17 protein-coding genes and 1 tRNA gene are annotated in these 21,198 nt (G+C 66.3%); 12 read left to right on the plus strand and 6 right to left on the minus strand.

Going from position 1 to position 21,198, the window contains the following annotated elements:
- The first annotated feature begins 109 nt into the window (after positions 1-109).
- The 4 genes from G1H11_RS07710 (at position 110) to G1H11_RS07725 (ending at position 4,516) form a co-directional block, all read left to right on the plus strand.
- On the plus strand, positions 110-1,000 hold the full coding sequence (locus tag G1H11_RS07710; protein ID WP_163817651.1) for a MetQ/NlpA family ABC transporter substrate-binding protein: 891 nt from the start codon (positions 110-112) through the stop codon (positions 998-1,000).
- 102 nt (positions 1,001-1,102) lie between these two features.
- Positions 1,103-2,266, plus strand: a complete 1,164-nt coding sequence (locus G1H11_RS07715; protein WP_216843547.1) for a methionine ABC transporter ATP-binding protein — start codon at positions 1,103-1,105, stop codon at positions 2,264-2,266.
- Positions 2,263-2,925, plus strand: coding sequence for a methionine ABC transporter permease (locus G1H11_RS07720; RefSeq protein ID WP_163817653.1), 663 nt, complete (start codon positions 2,263-2,265; stop codon positions 2,923-2,925). The genes G1H11_RS07715 and G1H11_RS07720 overlap by 4 nt, the downstream gene beginning before the upstream one ends.
- A gap of 271 nt (positions 2,926-3,196) precedes the next feature.
- A complete protein-coding gene (locus tag G1H11_RS07725) occupies positions 3,197-4,516 on the plus strand; it encodes an NAD(P)/FAD-dependent oxidoreductase (RefSeq protein WP_163817655.1) in 1,320 nt (439 codons plus the stop codon).
- Positions 4,517-4,605: 89 nt separating this feature from the next.
- On the opposite strand, the gene G1H11_RS07730 is transcribed toward G1H11_RS07725, so the two are convergent.
- Entirely contained in the window at positions 4,606-6,294 is a 1,689-nt protein-coding gene (locus G1H11_RS07730) for a DEAD/DEAH box helicase (protein WP_216843548.1), read from the minus strand.
- Positions 6,295-6,469: 175 nt separating this feature from the next.
- On the opposite strand from G1H11_RS07730, the gene G1H11_RS07735 reads away from it, so the two are divergent.
- The 6 genes from G1H11_RS07735 (at position 6,470) to G1H11_RS07760 (ending at position 12,703) form a co-directional block, all read left to right on the plus strand.
- Positions 6,470-8,290 carry an ABC transporter ATP-binding protein gene (locus tag G1H11_RS07735; RefSeq protein ID WP_216843549.1) on the plus strand — a complete coding sequence of 607 codons (1,821 nt, stop codon included), beginning with the start codon at positions 6,470-6,472 and terminating at the stop codon, positions 8,288-8,290.
- Positions 8,290-10,122 (plus strand): ABC transporter ATP-binding protein, encoded by a 1,833-nt coding sequence (locus G1H11_RS07740; protein ID WP_163817657.1) that lies wholly within the window; start codon positions 8,290-8,292, stop codon positions 10,120-10,122. The genes G1H11_RS07735 and G1H11_RS07740 overlap by 1 nt, the downstream gene beginning before the upstream one ends.
- 78 nt (positions 10,123-10,200) lie before the next feature.
- Positions 10,201-11,496, plus strand: a complete 1,296-nt coding sequence (locus G1H11_RS07745) for an SAM-dependent methyltransferase (protein WP_163817659.1) — start codon at positions 10,201-10,203, stop codon at positions 11,494-11,496.
- A gap of 7 nt (positions 11,497-11,503) precedes the next feature.
- On the plus strand, positions 11,504-12,022 hold the full coding sequence (locus G1H11_RS26950; RefSeq protein ID WP_163817661.1) for an ACT domain-containing protein: 519 nt from the start codon (positions 11,504-11,506) through the stop codon (positions 12,020-12,022).
- Positions 12,019-12,564 (plus strand): peptide deformylase, encoded by a 546-nt coding sequence (locus G1H11_RS07755; protein ID WP_163817662.1) that lies wholly within the window; start codon positions 12,019-12,021, stop codon positions 12,562-12,564. The genes G1H11_RS26950 and G1H11_RS07755 overlap by 4 nt, the downstream gene beginning before the upstream one ends.
- A gap of 65 nt (positions 12,565-12,629) precedes the next feature.
- A tRNA-Leu gene (locus tag G1H11_RS07760) sits at positions 12,630-12,703 on the plus strand.
- Positions 12,704-12,869: 166 nt separating this feature from the next.
- Here G1H11_RS07760 and G1H11_RS07765 read toward each other — a convergent pair.
- Genes G1H11_RS07765 through G1H11_RS07780 form a run of 4 tightly spaced genes read right to left on the minus strand, consistent with a single transcriptional unit; the run spans position 12,870 to position 16,796 of the window.
- Positions 12,870-13,799, minus strand: coding sequence for an NAD(P)-dependent oxidoreductase (locus G1H11_RS07765; RefSeq protein ID WP_163817664.1), 930 nt, complete (start codon positions 13,797-13,799; stop codon positions 12,870-12,872).
- Entirely contained in the window at positions 13,796-14,731 is a 936-nt protein-coding gene (locus G1H11_RS07770) for a carbohydrate ABC transporter permease (protein WP_163817666.1), read from the minus strand. Before G1H11_RS07770 ends, G1H11_RS07765 begins: the two co-directional genes overlap by 4 nt.
- Positions 14,721-15,617: an ABC transporter permease subunit gene (locus G1H11_RS25645; RefSeq protein ID WP_163817668.1), complete on the minus strand. Its 897-nt coding sequence runs from the start codon at positions 15,615-15,617 to the stop codon at positions 14,721-14,723. The genes G1H11_RS07770 and G1H11_RS25645 overlap by 11 nt, the downstream gene beginning before the upstream one ends.
- 3 nt (positions 15,618-15,620) lie before the next feature.
- Complete coding sequence (locus G1H11_RS07780; protein WP_163817670.1) at positions 15,621-16,796, minus strand: ABC transporter substrate-binding protein; 1,176 nt, start codon at positions 16,794-16,796, stop codon at positions 15,621-15,623.
- A 630-nt stretch (positions 16,797-17,426) separates the two neighbouring features.
- Here G1H11_RS07780 and G1H11_RS07785 point away from each other — a divergent pair.
- On the plus strand, positions 17,427-17,903 hold the full coding sequence (locus G1H11_RS07785; protein ID WP_216843551.1) for a nucleoside deaminase: 477 nt from the start codon (positions 17,427-17,429) through the stop codon (positions 17,901-17,903).
- A 19-nt stretch (positions 17,904-17,922) separates the two neighbouring features.
- Here G1H11_RS07785 and G1H11_RS07790 read toward each other — a convergent pair whose 3' ends face one another.
- The gene (locus tag G1H11_RS07790; protein ID WP_163817672.1) at positions 17,923-19,449 is read right to left on the minus strand and encodes an aminotransferase-like domain-containing protein; all 1,527 of its coding nucleotides are present in this window, start codon (positions 19,447-19,449) and stop codon (positions 17,923-17,925) included.
- Between the two features lie 516 nt (positions 19,450-19,965).
- Here G1H11_RS07790 and G1H11_RS07795 point away from each other — a divergent pair.
- Entirely contained in the window at positions 19,966-21,162 is a 1,197-nt protein-coding gene (locus G1H11_RS07795) for a Tm-1-like ATP-binding domain-containing protein (RefSeq protein WP_163817674.1), read from the plus strand.
- Positions 21,163-21,198 lie beyond the last annotated feature (36 nt).

The following is a 21,198-nucleotide window of genomic DNA, read 5'->3' on the forward strand; positions in this document are numbered from 1 at the left end:
CAGGCGGCCGTCCACCCACCGGGGCGTGTCGCCGACATCGGCTCGCACCCCAGATCACCACCGTGTCAGGAGATCCCTGACGTGCCCATGGGAAAGGAAACACCCGAGCATGTTTCGTCGCAGTATCACCTTGACCGGCATCGTCGCGGCCGGATTGCTGCTGTCCGCCTGCGGCGGCAACGGGGAGGCCGACACCGCCACCGGGCAGGACGGCGACCCGATCAAGATCGGCGTCGTCGGAGCCAGCGAAGACTACTGGGCGGCGTTCACCGACCTCGCGGCCGACGAGGGCATCGAGGTCGAGCTGGTCAACTTCACCGACTACACGCAGCCGAACCCGGCGCTGTCCCAGGGACAGCTCGACCTCAACCAGTTCCAGCATCTGCAGTACCTGGCGGCGTACAACACCGCCAACGACGACGACCTCGCTCCCATCGGGGCGACGGCCATCTATCCGCTCGGCCTGTACTCGAAGAAGCACGCCTCGGTCGATGACATCCCGGAAGGCGGCGAGGTGGCCATCCCGAACGACGAGACCAACCAGGCGCGTGCCCTTCTCGTCCTGCAGGACGCCGGGCTGCTCACCCTGGAAGATGGGGGGAACTCGACATCGCTGCCCTCGGACGTCGTGGAGGCCGAGTCGAAGGTGACGGTGACACCGGTGTCCGCCGAGCAGACCGCGGTGGCGCTGAACAGCGTCGACGCGTCGATCATCAACAACGACTTCGTCGCCGACGCCGGCCTGGATCCGGACGACGCGCTCTATCAGGACCAGGCCGACAGCCCTGGCGCTCGCCCGTACATCAACGTGTGGGCCGCCCGGGCGGAGGACCGCGACAACGAGACGTTCCAGCGTCTGGTGGAGCTTTACCACAGCGACGAGGTCCTGGAGGCCTCCAGCAGGGCGTCCGGCGGCACGGCGGTCTTCACCGACAACCCCGCCGGCGAGTTGCAGGAGGTTCTCGACGAGATCGAGACCAACCTGACCGCGTTGGGCTGAGCGTCGCCGGCAGCGGTGGACAGGTAGCGTTCGGATGATGAGCCGGCTGGAGGATCGGGTGGACGTTCAGCGGGACGTTCGGCTGGAGAGGAGCGTGCCCGCGTGGCGGCGATGATCAGCTTCCGCGACGCGACGAAGGTCTTCGGTGACGGCCCGCGGGCGGTCCGCGCTGTCGACTCGGTGACTCTCGACGTCGCCCGTGGCGAGATCTTCGGCGTGATCGGCTACTCCGGTGCCGGCAAGAGCACGCTGGTCAGATTGGTCAACGCCCTTGAGCCGGTCAGCTCCGGGCAGGTGGTTGTGGATGGCCAGGACATCACCATCTTGGGCGAGGCAGAGCTGCGCCGGGTCCGGGCCGGCATCGGGATGATCTTCCAGCAGTTCAACCTGATGAACTCCCGGACTGTAGCGGGCAACGTCGGGTATCCGCTGAAGGTCGCGAAGTGGTCGAAGCAAGAACGGCAGCAGCGCGTGAGCGAGCTGCTGGAGTTCGTCGGACTCGCGGACAAGGCACGTTCCTACCCTGGGCAGCTCTCCGGTGGCCAGAAGCAACGGGTAGGTATTGCCCGGGCTCTGGCCACCAAGCCGGCGATCCTCCTGGCCGACGAGGCGACCAGCGCCCTGGATCCGAGCACCACGGACGACGTCCTGACGCTGCTGAAGCGGGTGAACCGCGAACTCGGCGTGACCGTCGTCGTCATCACCCATGAGATGGACGTCATCCGGTCCATCGCGCATCGGGTGGCGGTCATGGAGCGGGGAAAGGTCGTCGAGCACGGGCGGGTGTACGACGTGTTCGCCTCGCCGCGCGCACCCGCCACCCGCAGGTTCGTCGCCACCACCATGCGCGACCGGCCGAGCAAAGACACCTTGGAGCGGTTGCGCCACCGGCATCCCGGCCGGATGATCACGGTCGGCATCCGCGAGGGCGCGGGCAGCGGGACGGACGTCACCGCGGCGCTGCGCGAACACGGCGTCGACGGCGCGATCGTGTTCGGTGGCATCACCGAGATCGACGAGCGTCCCTTCGGCAGTCTCACCCTCGAGCTCGGCGGCGACGAGGCGGCGATCGAGGCGCTGATCGCCGACCTGCGATCCACGACGGACGTCCATGACCTGGGCACCAGAGACGCGCCCCGCGACGACCCGTCGGCGATCATCGACGGTGATCCGCCGGAGGGCTCGCCGGACGAACACGAGGCACCCGACGTCGATCCGTACGGCTTCGCCGTCGACGCCATTCGCCGGCACGGAGGGCCGCGATGAACCGCGACTGGTCGGAGCTGAGTCCAATCCTGCTCCAGTCCATCCGGGAGACCCTCTACATGGTCTCCATCACCATCGGGATCGGTGGCTTCTTCGGGCTGGTCTTCGGCGTGCTGCTGTATGCGACCCGTAAGGGCAACCTGCTGGAGAATGCCGCGGTGTTCACGGTGCTCAACATCGCCGTGAACATCGTGCGCCCGATCCCGTTCATCATCTTCATCACCGCCGTGGGTCCGCTGACGCTGGCGACCATCGGCACCACCATCGGCAACGACGCCGTCATCTTCGCGATGTCGATCATGGCGTCGTTCGTCACCGCTCGGATCGTCGAGCAGAACCTGGTGGCGACGGATCCGGGCGTGATCGAGGCGGCCCGGGCGATGGGTGCGTCCAGACTGCGGATCATCCTCACAGTCCTGATCCCGGAGGCGCTGGCGCCGCTCATCCTCGGCTACACGTTCCTGCTGATCGGGATCATCGACATGTCGGCACTGGCCGGATACGTCGGGGGCGGCGGCCTGGGCAACTTCGCGATCGTCTACGGCTACCAGCGGTTCAACTGGGAGGTGACGCTGGTGACGGTCCTCGTCATCATCGGCATCGTGCAATTGGCGCAGGTGATCGGCAACCGGCTCGCCCGGAAGGCGTTGCACCGCTGACCCCGCGCCCGCCGCCGCTTCCAAATGATCATGTAAACCATGTTTTCTCGTGCTTCACCAGGCCTGCAGGCATGGTGGAGCACGAGAAAACATGGTTTACATGATCATTTGGCGGGCAGTCATGGTGGGCTGTGGTGGGCATCATGCGTATCTCGCTTGTGAATGTGTTCACAAGCGGGATAGAGTCGCCTTAAGAGTTGTGCCAGCCGGTACCGGCAATGCCGCGCGGTAGTCCCGTCTGGACCGGGTCGACCTGGGGTAGACAGTGAAGATGACTCAAGGCAAGGTTCCGCACATCCTCGTTCTCGGCGGCGGGTACGTGGGCATGTACACCGCGCTGGGCCTGCAGAAGAAGCTGCGTCAAGGGCAGGCCCGGGTGACCGTCGTGGACCCTCGCTCCTACATGACCTATCAGCCCTTCTTGCCGGAGGCGTCCGCGGGCGCTCTCGAGCCGCGGCACGTCGTCGTTCCATTGCGACGAGTACTGCGCAAGTGCCACGTCGTCACCGCGCGCGTGCGTTCCATCTCGCACGCCGAGAAGAAGGTGAGCGTCGAGCCTGAGATCGGTGACCCGTTCGACATCGACTACGACATCCTGGTCGTGGCGCTGGGCGCCATCGCCCGCACCCTTCCCATTCCCGGCCTTGCCGACGTCGGCATCGGGTTCAAGCAGGTGGAGGAGGCGATCGGTCTACGCAACCACGTGCTCGACCGGCTGGACATCGCGGCCTCCACCACCGATGAGGCGGTGCGCCGGAAGGCTTTGACGTTCGTGTTCGTGGGCGGTGGCTACGCGGGTGCCGAAGCTCTCGGCGAGCTGGAGAACATGGCCCAGTACGCGCTTCGCTACTACCCGCAGATCTCGCCGCGGGACATGCGCTGGGTGCTGGTGGACGCCGCGGACCGGATCCTGCCCGAAGTGGGCGACGAGATGGGCGTCTACACGGTAGAGGAGCTGAGCAAGCGGGGCATCGAGATCCGCCTCAAGACCTTCCTCGAATCGTGCGTCGACGGGCACGTGGTGCTGTCCAAGGGCAAGCCGTTCGACGCCGACACGATCGTCTGGACCGCCGGGGTGAAGGCCAACCCCGTGCTCGCCGACAGCGACCTGCCGCTCGACGAGCGGGGCAGGGTCAGCGCCTCGGCGGACATGCGGGTGGTGGGTGTCGACGACGCCTGGGCGGCCGGTGACAATGCGGCGGTGCCGGACCTGGCCTCGGACGAGCCTGACGCCACCTGCGCACCCAACGCGCAGCACGCGGTGCGGCAGGCGAAGCTGCTCGCCAAGAATATCGTGGCGACGCTCAACGGCAAGGAGCCCAAGCAGTACCGGCACAAGTACGTCGGCTCGGTGGCCGGCCTGGGGCTGTACAAGGGCGTCGCACACGTGTACGGCATCAAGGTCAAGGGCTTCCCCGCCTGGTTCATGCACCGCAGCTATCACATGAGCAAGATGCCGACGTTCAACCGCAAGTCGCGGGTCATCGTCGACTGGACGATGGCGCTGCTGTTCCGCCGGGAGGTCGTCTCGCTCGGCCGGATGCGGATGCCGAGGGAAGAGTTCCGCCGCGCGGCGACACCCAAGCCCTAGCGCAGCGCACCGCACCGCACCGCACCCTGCCATGATCATCGGCGATCCTGTACCTGCACATGTGCGGGATCGTCGATGATCATGAGGGATCAGCGGCGGCCCTCGTAGCGCTCTCGTCGCACCGTGGCCTTCTTGCCCTTGATGGTGCTCTGCCGCAGGGCCTTGATCACGTCGTCGGCGGCCGCCTCGGGAACCTCCACGAGAGAGAACCGGTCCGCGATCTCGATCGCGCCGATCTCCCGGCCGCTCAGGCGGGATTCGCCGGCGATGGCACCGACCAGGTCCTGTGGCCGCACGCCGCTCTGCCGGCCGATTCCGAAGAAGACCCGTGTGGTGGGTCCGGCTGGCCCGCGGCCACGCTTGCCCTCCTGGCGGTCTCCGCCGCGCTGCCCGCTGTGGCGATCCGGGCGCTTGCCACGCGCCGGCTCGGCGACCTGGGGGATGTCTTCCTCGTCCACGACGTTGCCGCCCGTCTCGTGCGCCAGCTTCACCGCTGCCAGCGCGACGTCCATCACGTCGAACTCGTCGGTCAACGTCTCCAGCACGACGCGGAACCGGTCCAGGTCCTCGCTGGTCTGCAGGACGTCCTCGAGCGACGCCCGGGTCAGTTCGAGGCGGCGCGCGTGCAGGTCGGCGACCGTGGGCACCTTCTCCATGCTGAACCGCTGCTTGGTGACCCGCTCGATGGCCTTCAGCATCCGGTGCTCGCGAGGCTCGGCCAGCGTGATGGCGACGCCGGCGCGCCCGGCGCGGCCGACCCGGCCGATCCGGTGCACATAGGCCTCGGGCGCCGACGGCACGTTGTAATTGACCACGTGGGTGAGCTGTTCGATGTCCAGTCCGCGCGCGGCGACATCGGTGGCCACCAGCAGGTCGGCCGACGCGCTGCGCAACCGGCCCATGACCCGGTCGCGCTGCTCCTGGCTCATGCCTCCGTGAATGGCCTCGGCCCGGTATCCGCGCCCGTTCAGCGACTCGGTGAGCTGATCGACCTCCTCCCTGGTCCGGCAGAAGACGATCGCCGCGGACGGCGCTTCCACGTCGAGGATGCGGCCGAGCACCGTGGGCTTGTGTGCCCGGGCCACCACGTAGGCGCTCTGCCGCACCCGCGGGGTCTCCCCGGCGGGTGCCTTGTGTCCCATCTCGATCCGGACCGGGTCCCGCAGGTGGCTGCGGGCGATCCGCTCGACCCGGGCGGGCATGGTGGCCGAGAAGAGGACCGTCTGCCGGTCGGCGGGGGTCTGCTCGAGGATCTCCTCGATGTCCTCAGCGAACCCCATGTCGAGCATCTCGTCGGCCTCGTCCAGGACCACCGTGCGTGCTTCGTCCAGGCGCAGCGTCCCCCGATTGAGGTGGTCGATCGCCCGGCCCGGGGTTGCGACGACGACGTCGACACCGCGGCTGAGTGACTGCAGCTGCCGCACTATGGGCTGCCCGCCGTAGATCGGCAGCACGCGGACACCGAGGTCCCGGCCGTAGCGGTGGAACGCCTGCGAAACCTGCATTGCCAGCTCGCGGGTGGGCACGAGCACAAGCGCGGCCGGGCCCGAACCCCTTTCGCCGGTGGAGAATCGCTGGAGCACCGGCAGCGCGAACGCGGCCGTCTTCCCGGTTCCGGTTGCGGCCTGCCCCAGCAAGTCCCGGCCTTCGTGCAGAGGTGGAATCGCCTCGACCTGGATCGGCGTCGGTTCCTCGTACCCGAGGGCGGACAAGGTGTCCAGGAGTTCGGCGCGCAGGCCGAGCTCGTCGAAGCTGGGGGTTTCGGTGGGCGTGTTCACTGGGTCATCGTCCTCCTTGGCGCTGTGCTTCAGCTACCCGGGTCCGGTCACCGGTATGTGCCTCAGGTGTCGGCTCGAGCATCCGGGCCGCGAAGCGGCCGAAAACCAGGCGAGGCATGTCGGTGCGGTCGTGTAGAACTACTTAAGCTCACCTCTACGCCGCGGAGACAGCCTCGTGCCCAATCTGAACTCGGAATTCACCATCTCCGGCCGTCACCGGTTCGACCGGCGCGGACCGGTGCGCTGGATCTGGTCGCACGTACGGAGGCATCCGCTGATCCTCGTCGGGTTCCTCGGCGGGTCGGCAATCATGGTGGCGCTGAACTCGATGGTGCCGACCCTCACCGGCCGCGCGTTCGACGCCGTTCTCGGCGACGGTGATCGCGCGGGCGCGCTCGCGGCAGTGTCACTCATCCTGCTCGTCGTTGTCCTCATGCGCGGCGTCATCGACCTGGTCGCACGGCTGTCCAGCGAGCTGCTGGCCAAGCGGCTGGAGCGGGACGCGCGAGATGAGCTGTACGTGAGCCTGCTGGGTAAGAGCCAGACGTTCCACAACCGGCAGCGCGTAGGCGACCTGATGGCACGCGCGGCCAATGACATCCGGCAGTTGTCCCACATGATCACACCCGGAGCCGACCTCATTGTCGACTCCGGCTTGCAGGGCATCATTCCGCTGATCTTCATCGCATTCATAGATCCGCGGCTGCTGCTCGTACCGGTCCTGTTCGTCATCGCCTTCGTGTTTGCCCTGTGGCACTACATGCGCCAGCTCAGCCCGGTCTCCACTCGCATGCGCGAACAGTTCGGCGATCTCAACGCCGGTCTCAACGAGGCCGTGCGCGGCATCGAGGTCATCAAGGTCACCGCTCAAGAAGAGCAGGAGAGACGCCGGTTCGAGGTCAACGCCGCCAGGTATCGTGATTCGTTCGTCAAGAACGGCTTGGTCCAGGCCCGCTACCTGCCCACGCTGCTGCTGGCGCTGGCCATGGCCGGCGCGCTGTGGCATGCGCTGACGATGTACAGTGCCGGGGATCTGTCGCTCGGCGACGTGATCGCGTTCATGGGCCTGATGGGCCTCTTGGGTTTCCCCACCTTCATCTCGATCTTCGCGTACTCGCTGGTGCAGATCGGCGTGGTGTCGGCTCGCCGGATCCTGTCCATCATGAATACCGAGACTGAGCTGGAGCACCGTCCAGACGGGCACGAAGCAACGATGCGGGGCGAGATCGTCTTCGACGACGTCACCTTCGGATACGGCGGGGATCCCGTCTTGAAGGGAGTCTCGTTCACGGTCAAGCCGGGTGAGACCATCGCCGTCGTCGGCGAGACCGGCGCCGGCAAGACGACGCTCACCAAGCTGGTGCCCAGGATCTACAACGCCGACTCCGGGCGGGTCCTGGTCGACGGGGTCGACGTGCGGGACTGGAACCTGGACTCATTGCGCTCGCAGATCTCCACCATCGAGCAGGACATCGTGCTGTTCTCCCGCTCGGTGGAGGAGAACATCGCCTTCAGCCTGGGTCAGCGAACCGACCGCGCGGCCGTGGTGCGGGCCGCTCAGGACGCGCAGGCCGACGAGTTCATCGACGAGCTGCCGGACGGCTATGACACGGTGATCGGCGAGCGTGGGGTCACGCTCTCCGGTGGGCAGCGCCAGCGGCTGGCCATCGCACGAGCCTTGATCACGGATCCGGCCATCCTCGTCCTCGACGACTCCACGAGCGCCATCGACTCCGCCACCGAAGATCGGATCCAGACCGCCATCAAACGGATCTTGGCCGGGCGGACCACCTTGCTGATCACTCACCGGCTGTCCCAGATCCGCTGGGCCGACAAAGTGCTGCTCCTGCGCAAGGGCGAGCTGGCAGACTTCGGCACGCACGACGAGCTGCTGGAACGCAGCCGGCTGTACCGGCGGATCTTCGCTCACTACGACGAGGTGGACGTCCCGGTACGGGACAGCGGCTCCACACAGCACGAGGAGGTGGCCGGCTGATGGGCTTCATCCTCAACGGCTTGGACGTCGACGAATACGACCGCTCGTACCGTGACGGCGAGCTGCTGCAGCGCATCCTCGGCTACTTCCGGCCCAAGCTCCCGGCGATGCTCCTGGTGGCAGGCATGATCGTCCTGCACTCGCTCACTCAGGCGGCGGTGCCGTTAATGATCAGCTGGGGCGTCGACCGCATGGAGGCGGGCTCAATCGCCGACGTCGGCTGGCTGCTTACCGGCGGCATCCTGGCGATCGGCGTGCTGGGGTGGGTGTTCAACTTCTTCCGGCAGTGGTTCAGCGCGAAGGTGACCGGGGACGTCGTCCTCGACCTCCGGCGCGACGCCTTCGACGCCGTGCTGGAACGCGACATGTCGTTCTACGACGAGCAACCCTCGGGCAAGATCGTCAGCCGGGTCACCTCCGACACCGACGAGTTCGCCAACGTGGTGTCGCTGACCATGAACCTGCTGAGCCAGGTTCTCCTCGTCGGCTTCATCACCGGGCTGCTCTTCTTCCGCAACGTCGAGCTGGCATTGCTGACCCTGGCCGTCTCGCCCGTGGTGATCGGGCTGGCGCTGCTGTTCCGGAAGGTGGCCAGGCGTAACACCGTGCGGGCGCAGCGCTCCTTGGCCAGGGTCAATGCCAATTTGCAAGAGACTATGGGCGGCATCTCCGTCGCGAAGAGCTTCCGCCAGGAGCAGACGGTCTATTCGGAGTTCCGCCCCATCAACCAGCAGAGCTACGCCGTCACCTTGCGACAGGGTTTCGTCTTCTCCGGCATCTTCCCGGTCCTGTTCCTGGTTGCCGGCCTGGCCACGGTCTTGCTCGTCCAGGTCGGAGGCTCGTCGGTGCTCGGCGGTACGCTCAGTGCGGGGGACTGGTACCTGTTCCTCCAGGCGGTGGCGTTGTTCTGGCTGCCGCTGACCTCCATCGCGGCGTTCTGGTCCCAGTTCCAGCAGGGGCTGGCCGCCTCGGAGCGGGTGTTCTCGCTGATCGACGCGACGCCCAGGGTGACACAGACCGACGCGCAGCCGGTCGACAGGCTCGCGGGCCGCATCGAGTTCCGCAATCTCACCTTCGGGTACGAGCCGTCCACGCCCGTGCTGCGCTCCTTCGACCTCACCATCGAGGCGGGCGAGACGGTGGCCCTCGTCGGCCACACCGGCGCGGGCAAGTCCACCCTGTCGAAGCTGATCACCCGTTTCTACGAGTTCTCCGGCGGCAGCCTGCTGGTCGACGGGCGCGATGTGCGCACGTTCGACCTGGGGGAGTACCGGCGCCAGATCGGCGCCGTGCCGCAGCAGCCGTTCCTCTTCAGTGGCACAGTGGCCGACAACATCCGCTACCCGCGTGCGGACGCCACCGACTCGGAGGTGCGTACCGCCGCTCTCCAGGTCGCGGGGGGCGATTGGATCGATGCGCTGCCGGACGGATTGGATACGGACGTCGGTGAGTTCGGGCGGGCCCTGTCCACCGGGCAGCGGCAGCTGGTGGCGCTCGCCCGGCTGCTCGTCCAGGATCCGGCCATCGTGGTGCTGGACGAGGCGACGGCCAGCGTCGACCCGCTGACGGAGGCGCAGATATCGGAGGGCCTGGATGTCGTCCTGGCCGGCCGCACCTCGATCGTCATCGCACACCGGCTGTCCACCATCGAGCACGTGGACCGGATCATCGTCCTCGACCACGGCCGGATCATCGAAGAGGGTGACCACGCATCGCTGCTGCGTGCGGGCGGACACTACTGCGACGTCTACAACACGTACTTCCGGCACCAGTCGCCGCACTATCAGCCGGGGAGCGGCTTCGTGCCGAGCGCCACCACAGGTAGCTCGTGAACATCGCGACGCGGGGGGCATCGTGGTCGGTGATGCGGAAGAATAGTGGTGCCTGACGGGCCGAACGCGGAGGTGATGATGGTGTCTGGAGGAGGAGCCGCCGGCCGGATCGCCGGCCTGGTCGAGCGAGTCCTGGGCAAACCGTCGCCGCTGGCCCTTCGGACCTGGGACGGCGCGCAAGTGGGCCCGGAGGACGGCCCGGTGCTGGTGGTGAATTCCCGGCGCGCCTTGCGGCGGATCCTGTGGCAACCCGATGAGCTCGGCCTGGGTCGCGCGTGGGTGGCCGGGGAGATCGACGTCGAAGGCGATCTGGAAGAGGCACTGGCGCGCCTCGAAGACATTCTCGAGGGCCTGGATCACCGGCCCAAGCTTTCTGCCTCCGACCGGGCCGAAGCATTGCGGGCCGCTGTGCTCCTGGGTGCGGTGGGGCCGCAGCCGAAGCCGCCGTCCATCGAGGCCGGGCTGGCCGGAGAACGGCACTCCAGGGAACGGGACCGCGCGGCGATCAGCCACCACTACGACGTCGGCAATGACTTCTACCAGCTGGTTCTCGGCGCGTCGATGGTGTATTCGTGCGCGTATTGGACCGGCGACGAGCACCCGTCCTACACGCTGGCCGACGCTCAGCGGGACAAGAACGACCTGATCTGCCGCAAGCTCGGCCTCGAGCCAGGCATGCGGCTGCTCGACGTCGGGTGCGGCTGGGGCTCGCTGCTCATCCACGCGGCCCGTGAGTACGGCGTGCATGCTACCGGCGTCACGTTGTCCGAGGCGCAGGCGGAACTGGCCAAGAGGCGAGTCGCCGATGCCGGGCTGGACCACCTGGTGGAGGTCAGGGTCCAGGACTGGCGTGACGTAGCCGACGCTCCGTTCGACGCGGTGGCCAGTGTGGGGATGGCCGAGCACCTGGGGGCGCAGATGTGGCCGGAATACGTGTCTCGGCTGTATGAGCTGCTCCGGCCGGGTGGCCGGCTGCTGAATCACCAGATCGTGAAAGGCAGACAGCAGAGTGAGCCGGCCGCCGGGAACGGGCGCCGCCGGTCGTTCATCGACGCGTACGTGTTCCCGGACGGTGAGCTGCTCCCCATCTCGCGGGTGATCTCCTACGTGGAGGGCGGTGGCTTCGAGGTGCGCGACGTACACGGATTGCGTGAACATTACGCCCGAACCCTCCGGGCGTGGGTGGCCAACCTGGTATCCAGCTGGGACCGGGCGGTGTCGCTTGCCGGTGAGCCCCGGGCGCGGGTGTGGCGTCTCTACATGACCGGATCGGCTCTCTCTTTCGACGCGGGCCGCATCGCGGTCCACCAGGTGCTCGCCGTGCGCCCGGACGAGGACGGCCGGAGTGACATGCCCATGACGCGTACGGTTTGATGTCTCTGTGAGCCCCATCGCCATCACCGTCATCGGCCACGACCGGCCCGGCATCATCGCGGAAACCACCAGGGTCCTCGCCGACCTCGGGGTCAACCTCGAGGACTCGACCATGACCCGGTTGCGTGGGCACTTCGCCATGATGCTGATCTGCTCGGGAGCGGTCTCGGCCGACGAGGTCGAGCGAGCCCTGGCGGGCCTGGCCGCCGATGGCACGCTGCGGGTGTCCGCCCGCGAGGTCGCTGCTGAGGAGCCGCTGGCCGAGGCGGGACGCCCGTACCTGCTGACGGTGCACGGCGGTGACCGGCTCGGCATCGTGGCGGCACTGACCCGTGCTGTCGCCGACGCCGGCGGAAACATCACCGACCTGACCACGCGGCTGTCCGGCGAGCTGTACGTCGTCGTCGCCGAAGTCGACCTGCCGGCCGGCACCGACCCGGACCGCCTCGGAACAGAACTGAAGCAGGTCAGCCGAGAGCTGGACGTGGACGTGACGTTCGGCCCACAGGAGGCCGACGTCCTGTGAGCGTGCGGGACTGGTCCGAGCGCGAGCTCGGCGTGCAGGGCCGCGTGCTGGACGTCGTCCGCGCGCCGCATCCGGTGCTCTCGTCGGCTTCGCGCAGTGTCGATCCCGCCGACCCTCGCGTGATTCAGCTCGCGGCCGACCTGGTGGCCACCATGCGCGTGTCGCCAGGCTGCGTCGGTCTCGCCGGCTGCCAGGTCGGTGCTGACCTGCACATGTTCAGCGTGGACGTCACCGGTCACCCGAAGACCCGGACGTCGCACGGAACGTTCGTGCTCTGCAACGCCCGGGTCGTCGAGGCCACCCGCAAGGAGAAAGCGCGCGAGGGCTGCATGTCGGTGCCGGACCTCACCGGAGACGTCAAGCGGGCCACGCGCCTCACCGTCACTGGTCAGCTGCCCGGCTCGGGAGAGGACGTCACCGTGGAAACGGACGCGTTCGAGGCGCGCGCGTTGTTACACGAGATCGACCACTGCGACGGTTTCCTCTTCCTCGACCGAGTCGCCGGCGCACACGCCCTGTACCCCCGCAAGACCTACCTCTGACCCGCCACACCCTTCTCGTGATCATGGGAAGGGTAACGGACATGGCGTAGAGTTTTGCCGGAATTGCCCCCGTAGCCCAATAGGCAGAGGCAGCAGACTTAAAATCTGCAGAGTGTGGGTTCGAGTCCCACCGGGGGCACAAGATCGATATAGACTCTAACCTGGCCGAACCTCCGGTCAGGGTACGGGATGCCGGGCCGTCTGCAAACGGCCCAACCCCGTGAATACCCCGTGCCACGTGCAGACACGTCCGTCGGCTCTAGCCGCAGAATCTTCGGCCATGGACACTAGGGGATGGCCGCTAGTCACGCCCACGGCACCGGGTCTTCGATCTCGGCACCTGGAGGCGGCATCGTGTGCCCAAAGGCTGGCCAGACTGAACGCATGAGATCGAAGCTCAGGTGGGTCACAGGCAGTGACAGCGCCATGTGGTCGGCCTCGGCCAGTGTCGCTCGCATGTCCTTGACGAGAATGTCGAGACCATTCCCATCGCCTTCCCACCAGTCCCTGACATGGTCCCAGTTGCGGGCCACCCAGCTGTCGCCAACTGAGTGAGTGAAGATCTCGGTGAGCTGCGCCTGGTCGAGATCGAACGCGGCGCCCAGCCTGAGTGCTTCGAAGATGCCGAACATGTTGACGCCGTAGATGAGTTGCACGCCGAGCTTGGCGGCTTGGGCGGCCTCCAGGCGCTCCGACACCACATAGGTTCGGCTGCCCATGGCGTCGAGGAGTGGCTCGACAGCCATGACCGCACTGGGGTGGCCCGAGACCATGAAGGTCAGCGTGCCGGCGCGGGATCCCCACGGTCCGCCGCTGAGAGCCGCGCTCAGCGGCCGCAGCCCGGCTTCCTCAAGCTGGGCGCCGATGGTCGATGTGGCGCTCGGCGAGAGTGTGCTGGCAATGAGGACCGGCAATCCGGCTTTCGCGCCCCGCGCTACTCCATCCGCACCGAGAAGAGCTGAGTTCGCCTGATCCTCCGTCCGCACCACACAGATGACCGCGCTGGTCGCCGCGGCGGCCACTTCAGCGGGTGAGGTCACCATCCGGATGCCGATCTCGGCGGCGGCCTGTGACGCGGCGGGAGAGGGATCGAACGCCACGATCTCATAGCCGGCGCCGACCAGGTTCTGGGCCATCCCGGCCCCCATGTCTCCGAGCCCGAGGATCCCGGCCACACCTTGCGGCGAGTTCTCGTGAGCGGTGTTCTCGTATGGTAGCGATGCTGGCGAGCTCATCCTTTAAGTCCTCCTCCGACGCTGTTGACAAATCCTCGTTGTGCCATGAGGAAGAACAAGACAGGTGCGACCGTGAAGATGACGGTTGCCGCCATCACTGCGTCCCATGGCGTGTCAAAGACGCCCAGGAAAGAGGCGATGCCCATGCCGCCTACCCAGTTCTCGCCGCTGGAGATCACCAAGCGGCTGAACAGGAACTCCTGCCACGCCCAGTTGAAGGAGAAGGCCGCGGCGGCGGCCACGCCAGGTAGCGAGGCGGGGAGGGTGATCCGGAACAGCACACCGAGCCGGTTGCAGCCGTCGACCATTCCTGCCTCCTCGAGTTCGATCGGGATGGCCCGGAAGCTTCCCGACAGCATCCAGGTCACCACTGGAAGGGTGAACGCGACATTCCCCAAGATCACGGCGGTCAGTGAGTCGAACAGGCCGGCCCAGGTCACCATGCTGAACAGCGGCACCATGACCACGACGGGCGGGACCATCTGACTGGCGAGGATGAGGAAGCCGGATGCCGACACCGAGCGGCCGCGGTATCGGGCGAGGGCATAGGCGGCTCCCGCCCCGGCCACCAAGGAGATCGCCGTGCTGACGAGCGCGACGATGCTGGAGTTCCGAAGCCAGGTGATGATCTCGCCGCTGCCGACGGCGGTGGCGAAACCGTCACCGGTAAAGCGTGCCGGGTCAGGAATCGGGGGATAGGCGAACCGTGCGTCGTTCGGCTGCAAAGCCTGAATGATCATCCAGACGAACGGGAACACCATCATGAGGCCGAGCACCCACGTCGCGATGGTCAGTACTCGGGAACCGGACCGGCGCTTCTGGGAGATCCGGCCCGGCCGACTCTTCGAGGCGGTCGGGCGCTGACCTTGGCCGTGGCCTGCCGCATCCTTCGTTGAGGTGCCGCCATGCGAACGGCGAGTGTCATTTCTCATCGCGGGCCATCCTGAGGTAGATCACGGTCAAAACCGACGCGATAGCGAGAACGATCATCCCCAAGGCTGCAGCTCCGTTCAGATCGAACTGACCGAAGCCTTGCAGGTAGGTGAGGAGCACCATGGTCTCGGTGTTTCCCGCTGGGCCACCTCCGGTGGTCAAGAAGATCACCATGAAGGCGCGTCCGAAGACCCACAGCGTGAGGAGGAGCGTCAAAACGCGGGTGGTGTGCCGGAGTCCCGGGACCGTGACGTAGCGGAACCGTCGCCAAGCCCCGGCTCCGTCAAGCGCGGCTGCTTCGTATTGCTCGCGCGGCACTGTTTGCATGCCGGCGAGGAACATGATGGCGGCCAGCGGAAAGGTCTTCCAGATCTCGATCGTCGATACCGTCATCAAGGCCAGCTCGGAATTGAATGCGTTGGGGACGTCGTCGAATCCCAGAAGTCCGAGAAGGTACGTGACGATCCCGTACTGCGAGTCGAGCATCCAGCGCCAGATCAATGCGGTGGCGACGAACGGCATTGCCCAGGGCATGATGAAGAGAGCACGTAAGACGGCGCGGCCGGCCATGGCCCTGTCGAGCAAGAGCGCTACGGCGATTCCGACGCCGAGGCTGCCGGCAACCACTCCAGCCGTGTAGCGGACCGAGACCCAGATTGAGTTCCCGAAACGAGGGTCGTCGAGCACACGACGATAGTGATCGAGAGTAAGGCTCCCGGCACCTGTCGTGTCCGTCACGCTCATCGAGGCCGCCTGCCACAGGGGCCAGAAGAAGAGCAGTGTCATCACGGCCATGGTCGGCATGAGGAACAGCCACGACGTGGGCACCCGGTGTCGACGTCGCGTGCTCACCGTCGTCGTGGTGGTGGATTCGAGCGTGCGCACCGTCTAGTCCTCTTGCAGCGCGAGGAGATCGTCTTGAATGGCATCGGCGACGTCGGCTGCACTCTTCTGGCTGAAGAGAAGGTCTTGGTAGTGGCGCGTCACGATGTCCTGGATCTGTGGAGTGAACTCTTCCACACCCTCCGGCGCGAGTGATTCGGCTACCGGCACCGCTTGGAGCACCTCCTCGAACCAGGGGTTGTCGGCCAGGAACTCATCCGGCACCATTCCGGGCCTCGCCGGAATTTGCCAGGACATCTCCACCTGCTTCTGCTGCCATTCGTCTTCGAGCATCGTCAAGATGACCTGGGCGGCGGCCTCCTTGTTCTTTGCGCCCTTCGGAATTGCGATGAAGCCGTTGGCGGCGGTCGTGCGGGCCGATCCGAAAGGCATCGGGACGGTGTCGTAGTCGTCGAACGCGTCGGGGTTCTTCGACTGGATGATGGCCATGATGAAAGCGCCCACCACGATGCTCCCGACCTTCCCCTGACTGAACGCCTCCCGGTAGATAAGTTCGGTCTGCCCGGTGGGAATGAGGTTCTCGTCGTGAAGCCTCTTGATAAAGTCGAGTGCCTCCACGGTGGCGGGATCGTTGGCGGTTGGTTCGCCGTCGCGGAAGAAGTCCCCGCCGAAGCTCTTGACGATCGGCATGAGTTCCCCGAATGTCGGGAAGGCTGCGGCTGAAGCGGACATGGTCGCGAATCCGAAGGTCTGGGAGCTGCTGTCTCTGAGTGCTTCGCTCAGGGCCAGCACATCGTCTGGCGTGGTGGGAACGTCGAGCCCTTCGGACTCCAAGAGCCCGCGATTGACAAAGAGCACCCGGGGGTTGGACATCATGATGACGCCGTAGACCTTCCCGTCGTCCCCGACGGCCATCCGGTTCGCCGGGATGAAGCTGTCGATGTCGTAACCCGCTTCCTCGAGCCACGGGTCAAGGGGCTCGAGGAGGTCGGCGTCGGCCCAGGCCCGCATGGCCGGGTCGAACGGGGTGACCAGGTCCGGCGCGTTGCCCGCGGACATCAGGGTGAACATCTTGTCCTGGTACTCGCCGCCGGGGATGACCTCGTCGGTCAAGGTCACTCCGGGGTGGCGCGACTCGAACTCGGCCTTGAGCTCGCGCCAGTAGGGCTCGTTGTCCGGTGTGCCCCACATCCAGTTCGGGAATTCCACAACGTCCGACATGCCACCCTCGATCGTGTCCTGTGATCCGGACTCTGCAGGTGACGATCCGACCGAGCACGCCGTCAGCGCCAGAGCGATACCAACGGGGATGGCCGTGCGAAGGACTTGTCGCCGAGGGTGCCGGTCCGGTGTGGAGATCTCTGCAGATTCCGGCCTGGCCCGTCGGGCTCCGAGGTAGACACTGCGATTGCGATCATTCATGTGCGGGTTGTCCTTCCGCTAGACGGGCTGTGCCACGGGGCGGCGCCGGTTACGTGTTCGTCGACTCAGGACACGGCCGCGGCGCCCGGGTAGGACTCTCAAGGGTGGAGTCGTCAGCCGGGTCCACGTCTGTCTTAGTGCCCAGCATGGAGCGAACCCAGTACATTCGTCAAGAGAATGTAGGAGGAATGTTTGTTATTTGTACTGATCTTGTAGTGCTAGCTTGTGTTCCGCGACTAGAGTGATGTGATGACATATGGTGATCACTTGGGGCAGGATATGCAGGGCATCGGCTCCCCGGCGCTACCGGGAGCCCTTCGGAGCGGAACCCGTTGGCCGTTGTCATTCGACCCGTGAGGCAAGACAATAAGGCGACAATTCTGATGTCCTGGCCCTGTCCGGTCGTGTTCGCGAGCTGAGGAGTGGATGATGAACGGAATACCGCATACGAGCTACCGGGACGGCCGGTACGACCTGGCAGATCTCATGGCGCAGGTGGTCCGGATGGCTGAGGAGAACGTCGCGCGCGGTCAGCGTCCGTACGCGGCGCTCGTCGTCGCGGACGGCGATATTGTCGGCGAGGGCGTGAACACTGTCCTCGCGGATGGGGACCCTACGGCACATGCCGAGACCCAGGCGGTGCGAGACGCGTGCGCGCGGCGTGGCAGCCGGACCCTCGGCGGAGCCCATCTGATCTCGAGCTGTCATCCGTGCGTCATGTGCCAGGCGGTCACCCAACTCGCCGGCATCGGCACCGTCTACTACGCAGGTCCTTGCATGAGCCGGAGCACGGTGGTCCGCCCCGACCTCACTATCGAGCTCGCGGCGGTGCCCAGCGCGGCGCGGCCCTTCGAGCTCTTCGAACAGACTGGACTGGTCCTCCTGGACGATCCCGCCCTCACCTGAGGGCGCCCCCGATCCTGGCTCAAGGCGTCAAGACCGCGCTGACCGGGCTGCTCGCCGCGCGTTCAACGGCATCGGCAAGCGCCGAACTCGCTTCCCGGATGAGGTCGGGGACTGCAGCACCCGCGTTGACCCGCAGGTGGCTCTCGTTGCCCGGCTGAACATAGAATGGTTCCCCGGGCGCGACGAGAAACCCCCGCTGCGCTGCGTATTCGGCGACTTGATCCGCGGAGCAGCCCACGGGCAGAGTGAGCCAGACGTGCAACCCGTCGATGTCGGACGCTTCGGGCAGCGTGACGCCGGAGCCCGCCAACCGAGATGTGAGCGCGTCCAGCATGACGGCACGACGTTCCGCGTATGCGGCGCGTGTGCGGTCCATCGCCTGGAAGACATCGTCGCCGGCCAGAAGGTGCCCGAGCGTGCGTTGGCCGATTCGCGACGTCCAGCCGTCGGCGAAGGACTTCTGGACATTCAGCGCCGAGCGGACACTGGGGTCGGCGACGCCGACCGCCACCCGCAGATCGGGGGCGATGGATTTGGCGAAGCTCCTGACATACACGACTCTGCCCCGGAGCCGGCGGTCTGAGTACAGGGATCCGCCGGGCCGTGCGGATGCCTCGGCGAAATGGTCGTCCTCGAAGATCTTCACGTCCGGGTGCTGAGCCAGGACATCGGCGAGTTGACGGCGGCGGGCGGATGACCATGACGTGCCGGTGGGGCTCTGGACGCGAGGCGTGAACAGAACGGCCGAGGCGCCGCGGTTCAGCGCGTCGTCGAGGGCCGCCGGATTCATGCCGTGCTGATCGATGGGCACGCCCAGCAAGAGGCAACCAGCGTGTTCGAAGGTATCCATCGCCGTCTGATAGCCGGGCTCCTCGACGGCGATCACAGGTTCGTCGCCTGCCTGATCCATGAGCATGTGGGCGAAGAGCTGGAGGAATTGCTGGCTTGAGTTCATCACCAGCAACTGTTCCGAGGTAGCGGAGATCTCGTCGCGGTCAAGGATGGCCAGAATCGGCTCGGCGAGGACCGGGTCGAGATCCAGGTGCCGCGGATACTCAAGGTCGTGCGCAGTGGTTTTGCCTACAGCCGCGCGATAGGCACGTTTGAGCTCTGTCAGTGGATAGAGGGCCCTGTCCGGGCTGCCGCGCATCAGGTCGACTGCAGTAGGAAAGGCGTGTTGGAGCCGCGACTCCGACTGTGCCAGCAGGCGCCGGCGCCAGGCACGGCGGTTCACGGGTACCCGACTCTGCGCCGCAGCCCGCCCGAGCGGTCGGTGCCGTTCGGCCTGAGCGGGCGGGTTGACGAAGGTTCCGCGGCCAGTCTCGCCACGGACCATGCCCTTCTCGCCGAGCCGGTTGTACACGCTCATCACGGTCGTGGAGCTGACGTTGAGCCGGCGGCTGAGTTCGCGCACCGTGGGCAGCCGGACGCCTGGGGCTACGTCGCCGCTGTCGATCGCCGCGGCGATGGCATCGGCAATGCGCTCATACACCGGCCGGCCGTCGTCGGTGTCCCGGTTGTCAAGAAGCCGATCCCAGATTTCCATCACCGTAACAATATATACACAATCGGCAGACGCTCGGCCTGAGCAGCGCTCGCCGGCAAGTTCCCAACGCTACTCACCAAGCCGCTGCCAGGCATGGAGCTGCCTTCTCAAGCCGTGGTCCTGACATGGCGGCAGTCCTACGGTACAGAGCATGAACAACACAACTCAGCCTTCCAAGGCAACACAATCCGGTCTGGCCCTACAAATGCGGTGAACGGCAGACCAGCCGCCTCGTCGGCGCGGGCGCCATCCTTGTCGCGCCGCCCACACCCGCACGCCGTGGCAGTCCCAGGATTCTCGGCTGGAGATCCCGGCAGGCTTGGAGATGACGCTGTTCGAGGAGCTCATTCCGGGTCGACAAGCGAGCTGAACTGGTTGGTTTCGCCGCCGGCTGAGCTCGGCGGCCGGCGGTGGGGGACACGCCTGACTTACCGCAAGACCTTGCCGAAGTTGGGCAAGGGGCGCACAATCAGACGACAATCACAGCACATTTGGCGCGAATGTAGGGATGTGGTCATGACTACCGTGTTGCTCGCGGGTTCGCTTGATACCAAGGGTGCCGAATACGAGTTTCTCGCCGCTGAACTTCACGCACACGGCGTGAAGACGCTGACCGTGGACGTCGGCGTCCGAGGGGAGCCGGTGATCAGGCCCGACATCTCTCGCGCCGACGTCGCCAAAGCCGCTGGGGTCCAGCTTGCCGACCTGGTCAGCGGCCGGGACCGTGCGGATGCACTGCAGGTCATGGCTGATGGCTTGCGCGTCGTCGTGGGTGAACGCCTTGCGGGGATCGACGGCGCCGTGGGCATGGGCGGGTCTGGCGCGGTGACCTTGCTGGCCCCGGCGTGGTGTGCGATGCCGTTCGGTTTTCCGCGTCTCCTGCTCACGACGATGGCGTCGACGGCGTCGGAGGCCGTTGACGGTAGCGATGTGCTCGTCATGCCGTCGCCGGTGGATATCAGCGGGCTCAATTCGTTCACCACCGGACTGCTCCGTCGTGCCGCGGCCGTCATGCTGGCGAGCGTCGGTGCCCCAGTGCCGGAGAAGAGTGCGGTGCCGCTAGTGGCGGCGTCGATGTTCGGCGTAACGACGGTGGGGGTCGTGGCCGCGACACGAGCAGTCGAGGCGGCAGGGTTCGACGTCATCACCTTCCATGCCAATGGCAGCGGCGGGCGGACCATGGAGTCGCTGATCACGCAGGGGGTGTTCGCCGGCGTGCTCGACCTCACCACCACGGAGTTGGCGGACGAGCTTCTCGGTGGGAAGGCGAGTGCGGGTGTGAATCGGCTCGAAGCCGCGGGCGCGAGAGGTATTCCTCAGGTGGTCTCGGTGGGGGCACTCGACATCGCGAACTTCGGTCCGCCTGACACCATCCCGGTCCCGGTCCGCTCCCGGCGGGCCTACCGGCACGGTCCGGTCGACACACTCGTGCGGACCTCGGTTGATGATGCCCGCACGCTGGGAAGCACCCTCGCGCAGAAGGTGTGCCGGTCGACCGGCCCGGTGACGATGGTGTTGCCCGTCGGGGGCACGTCGTCGCTGGCCGAGGAGGGGTGCGAATTCTGGGATCCGGTTGCGGAGGAAGCACTGGTCGAGGCGCTGCTGGCCGGGCTGAGTGAGGACGTGAAGGTGAGTCGGGTAGACGCCGCGCTGAACACCGAGACGTTCGGCCGCAATGCGGCGAGCGAGCTGCTCAAACTCATGGCGCGGTAATGTAATCAGCACATTAAGTAGTCAATCTATAGACAA

This window comes from Phytoactinopolyspora alkaliphila (assembly GCF_010550695.1).
GTDB lineage: Bacteria > Actinomycetota > Actinomycetes > Jiangellales > Jiangellaceae > Phytoactinopolyspora > Phytoactinopolyspora alkaliphila.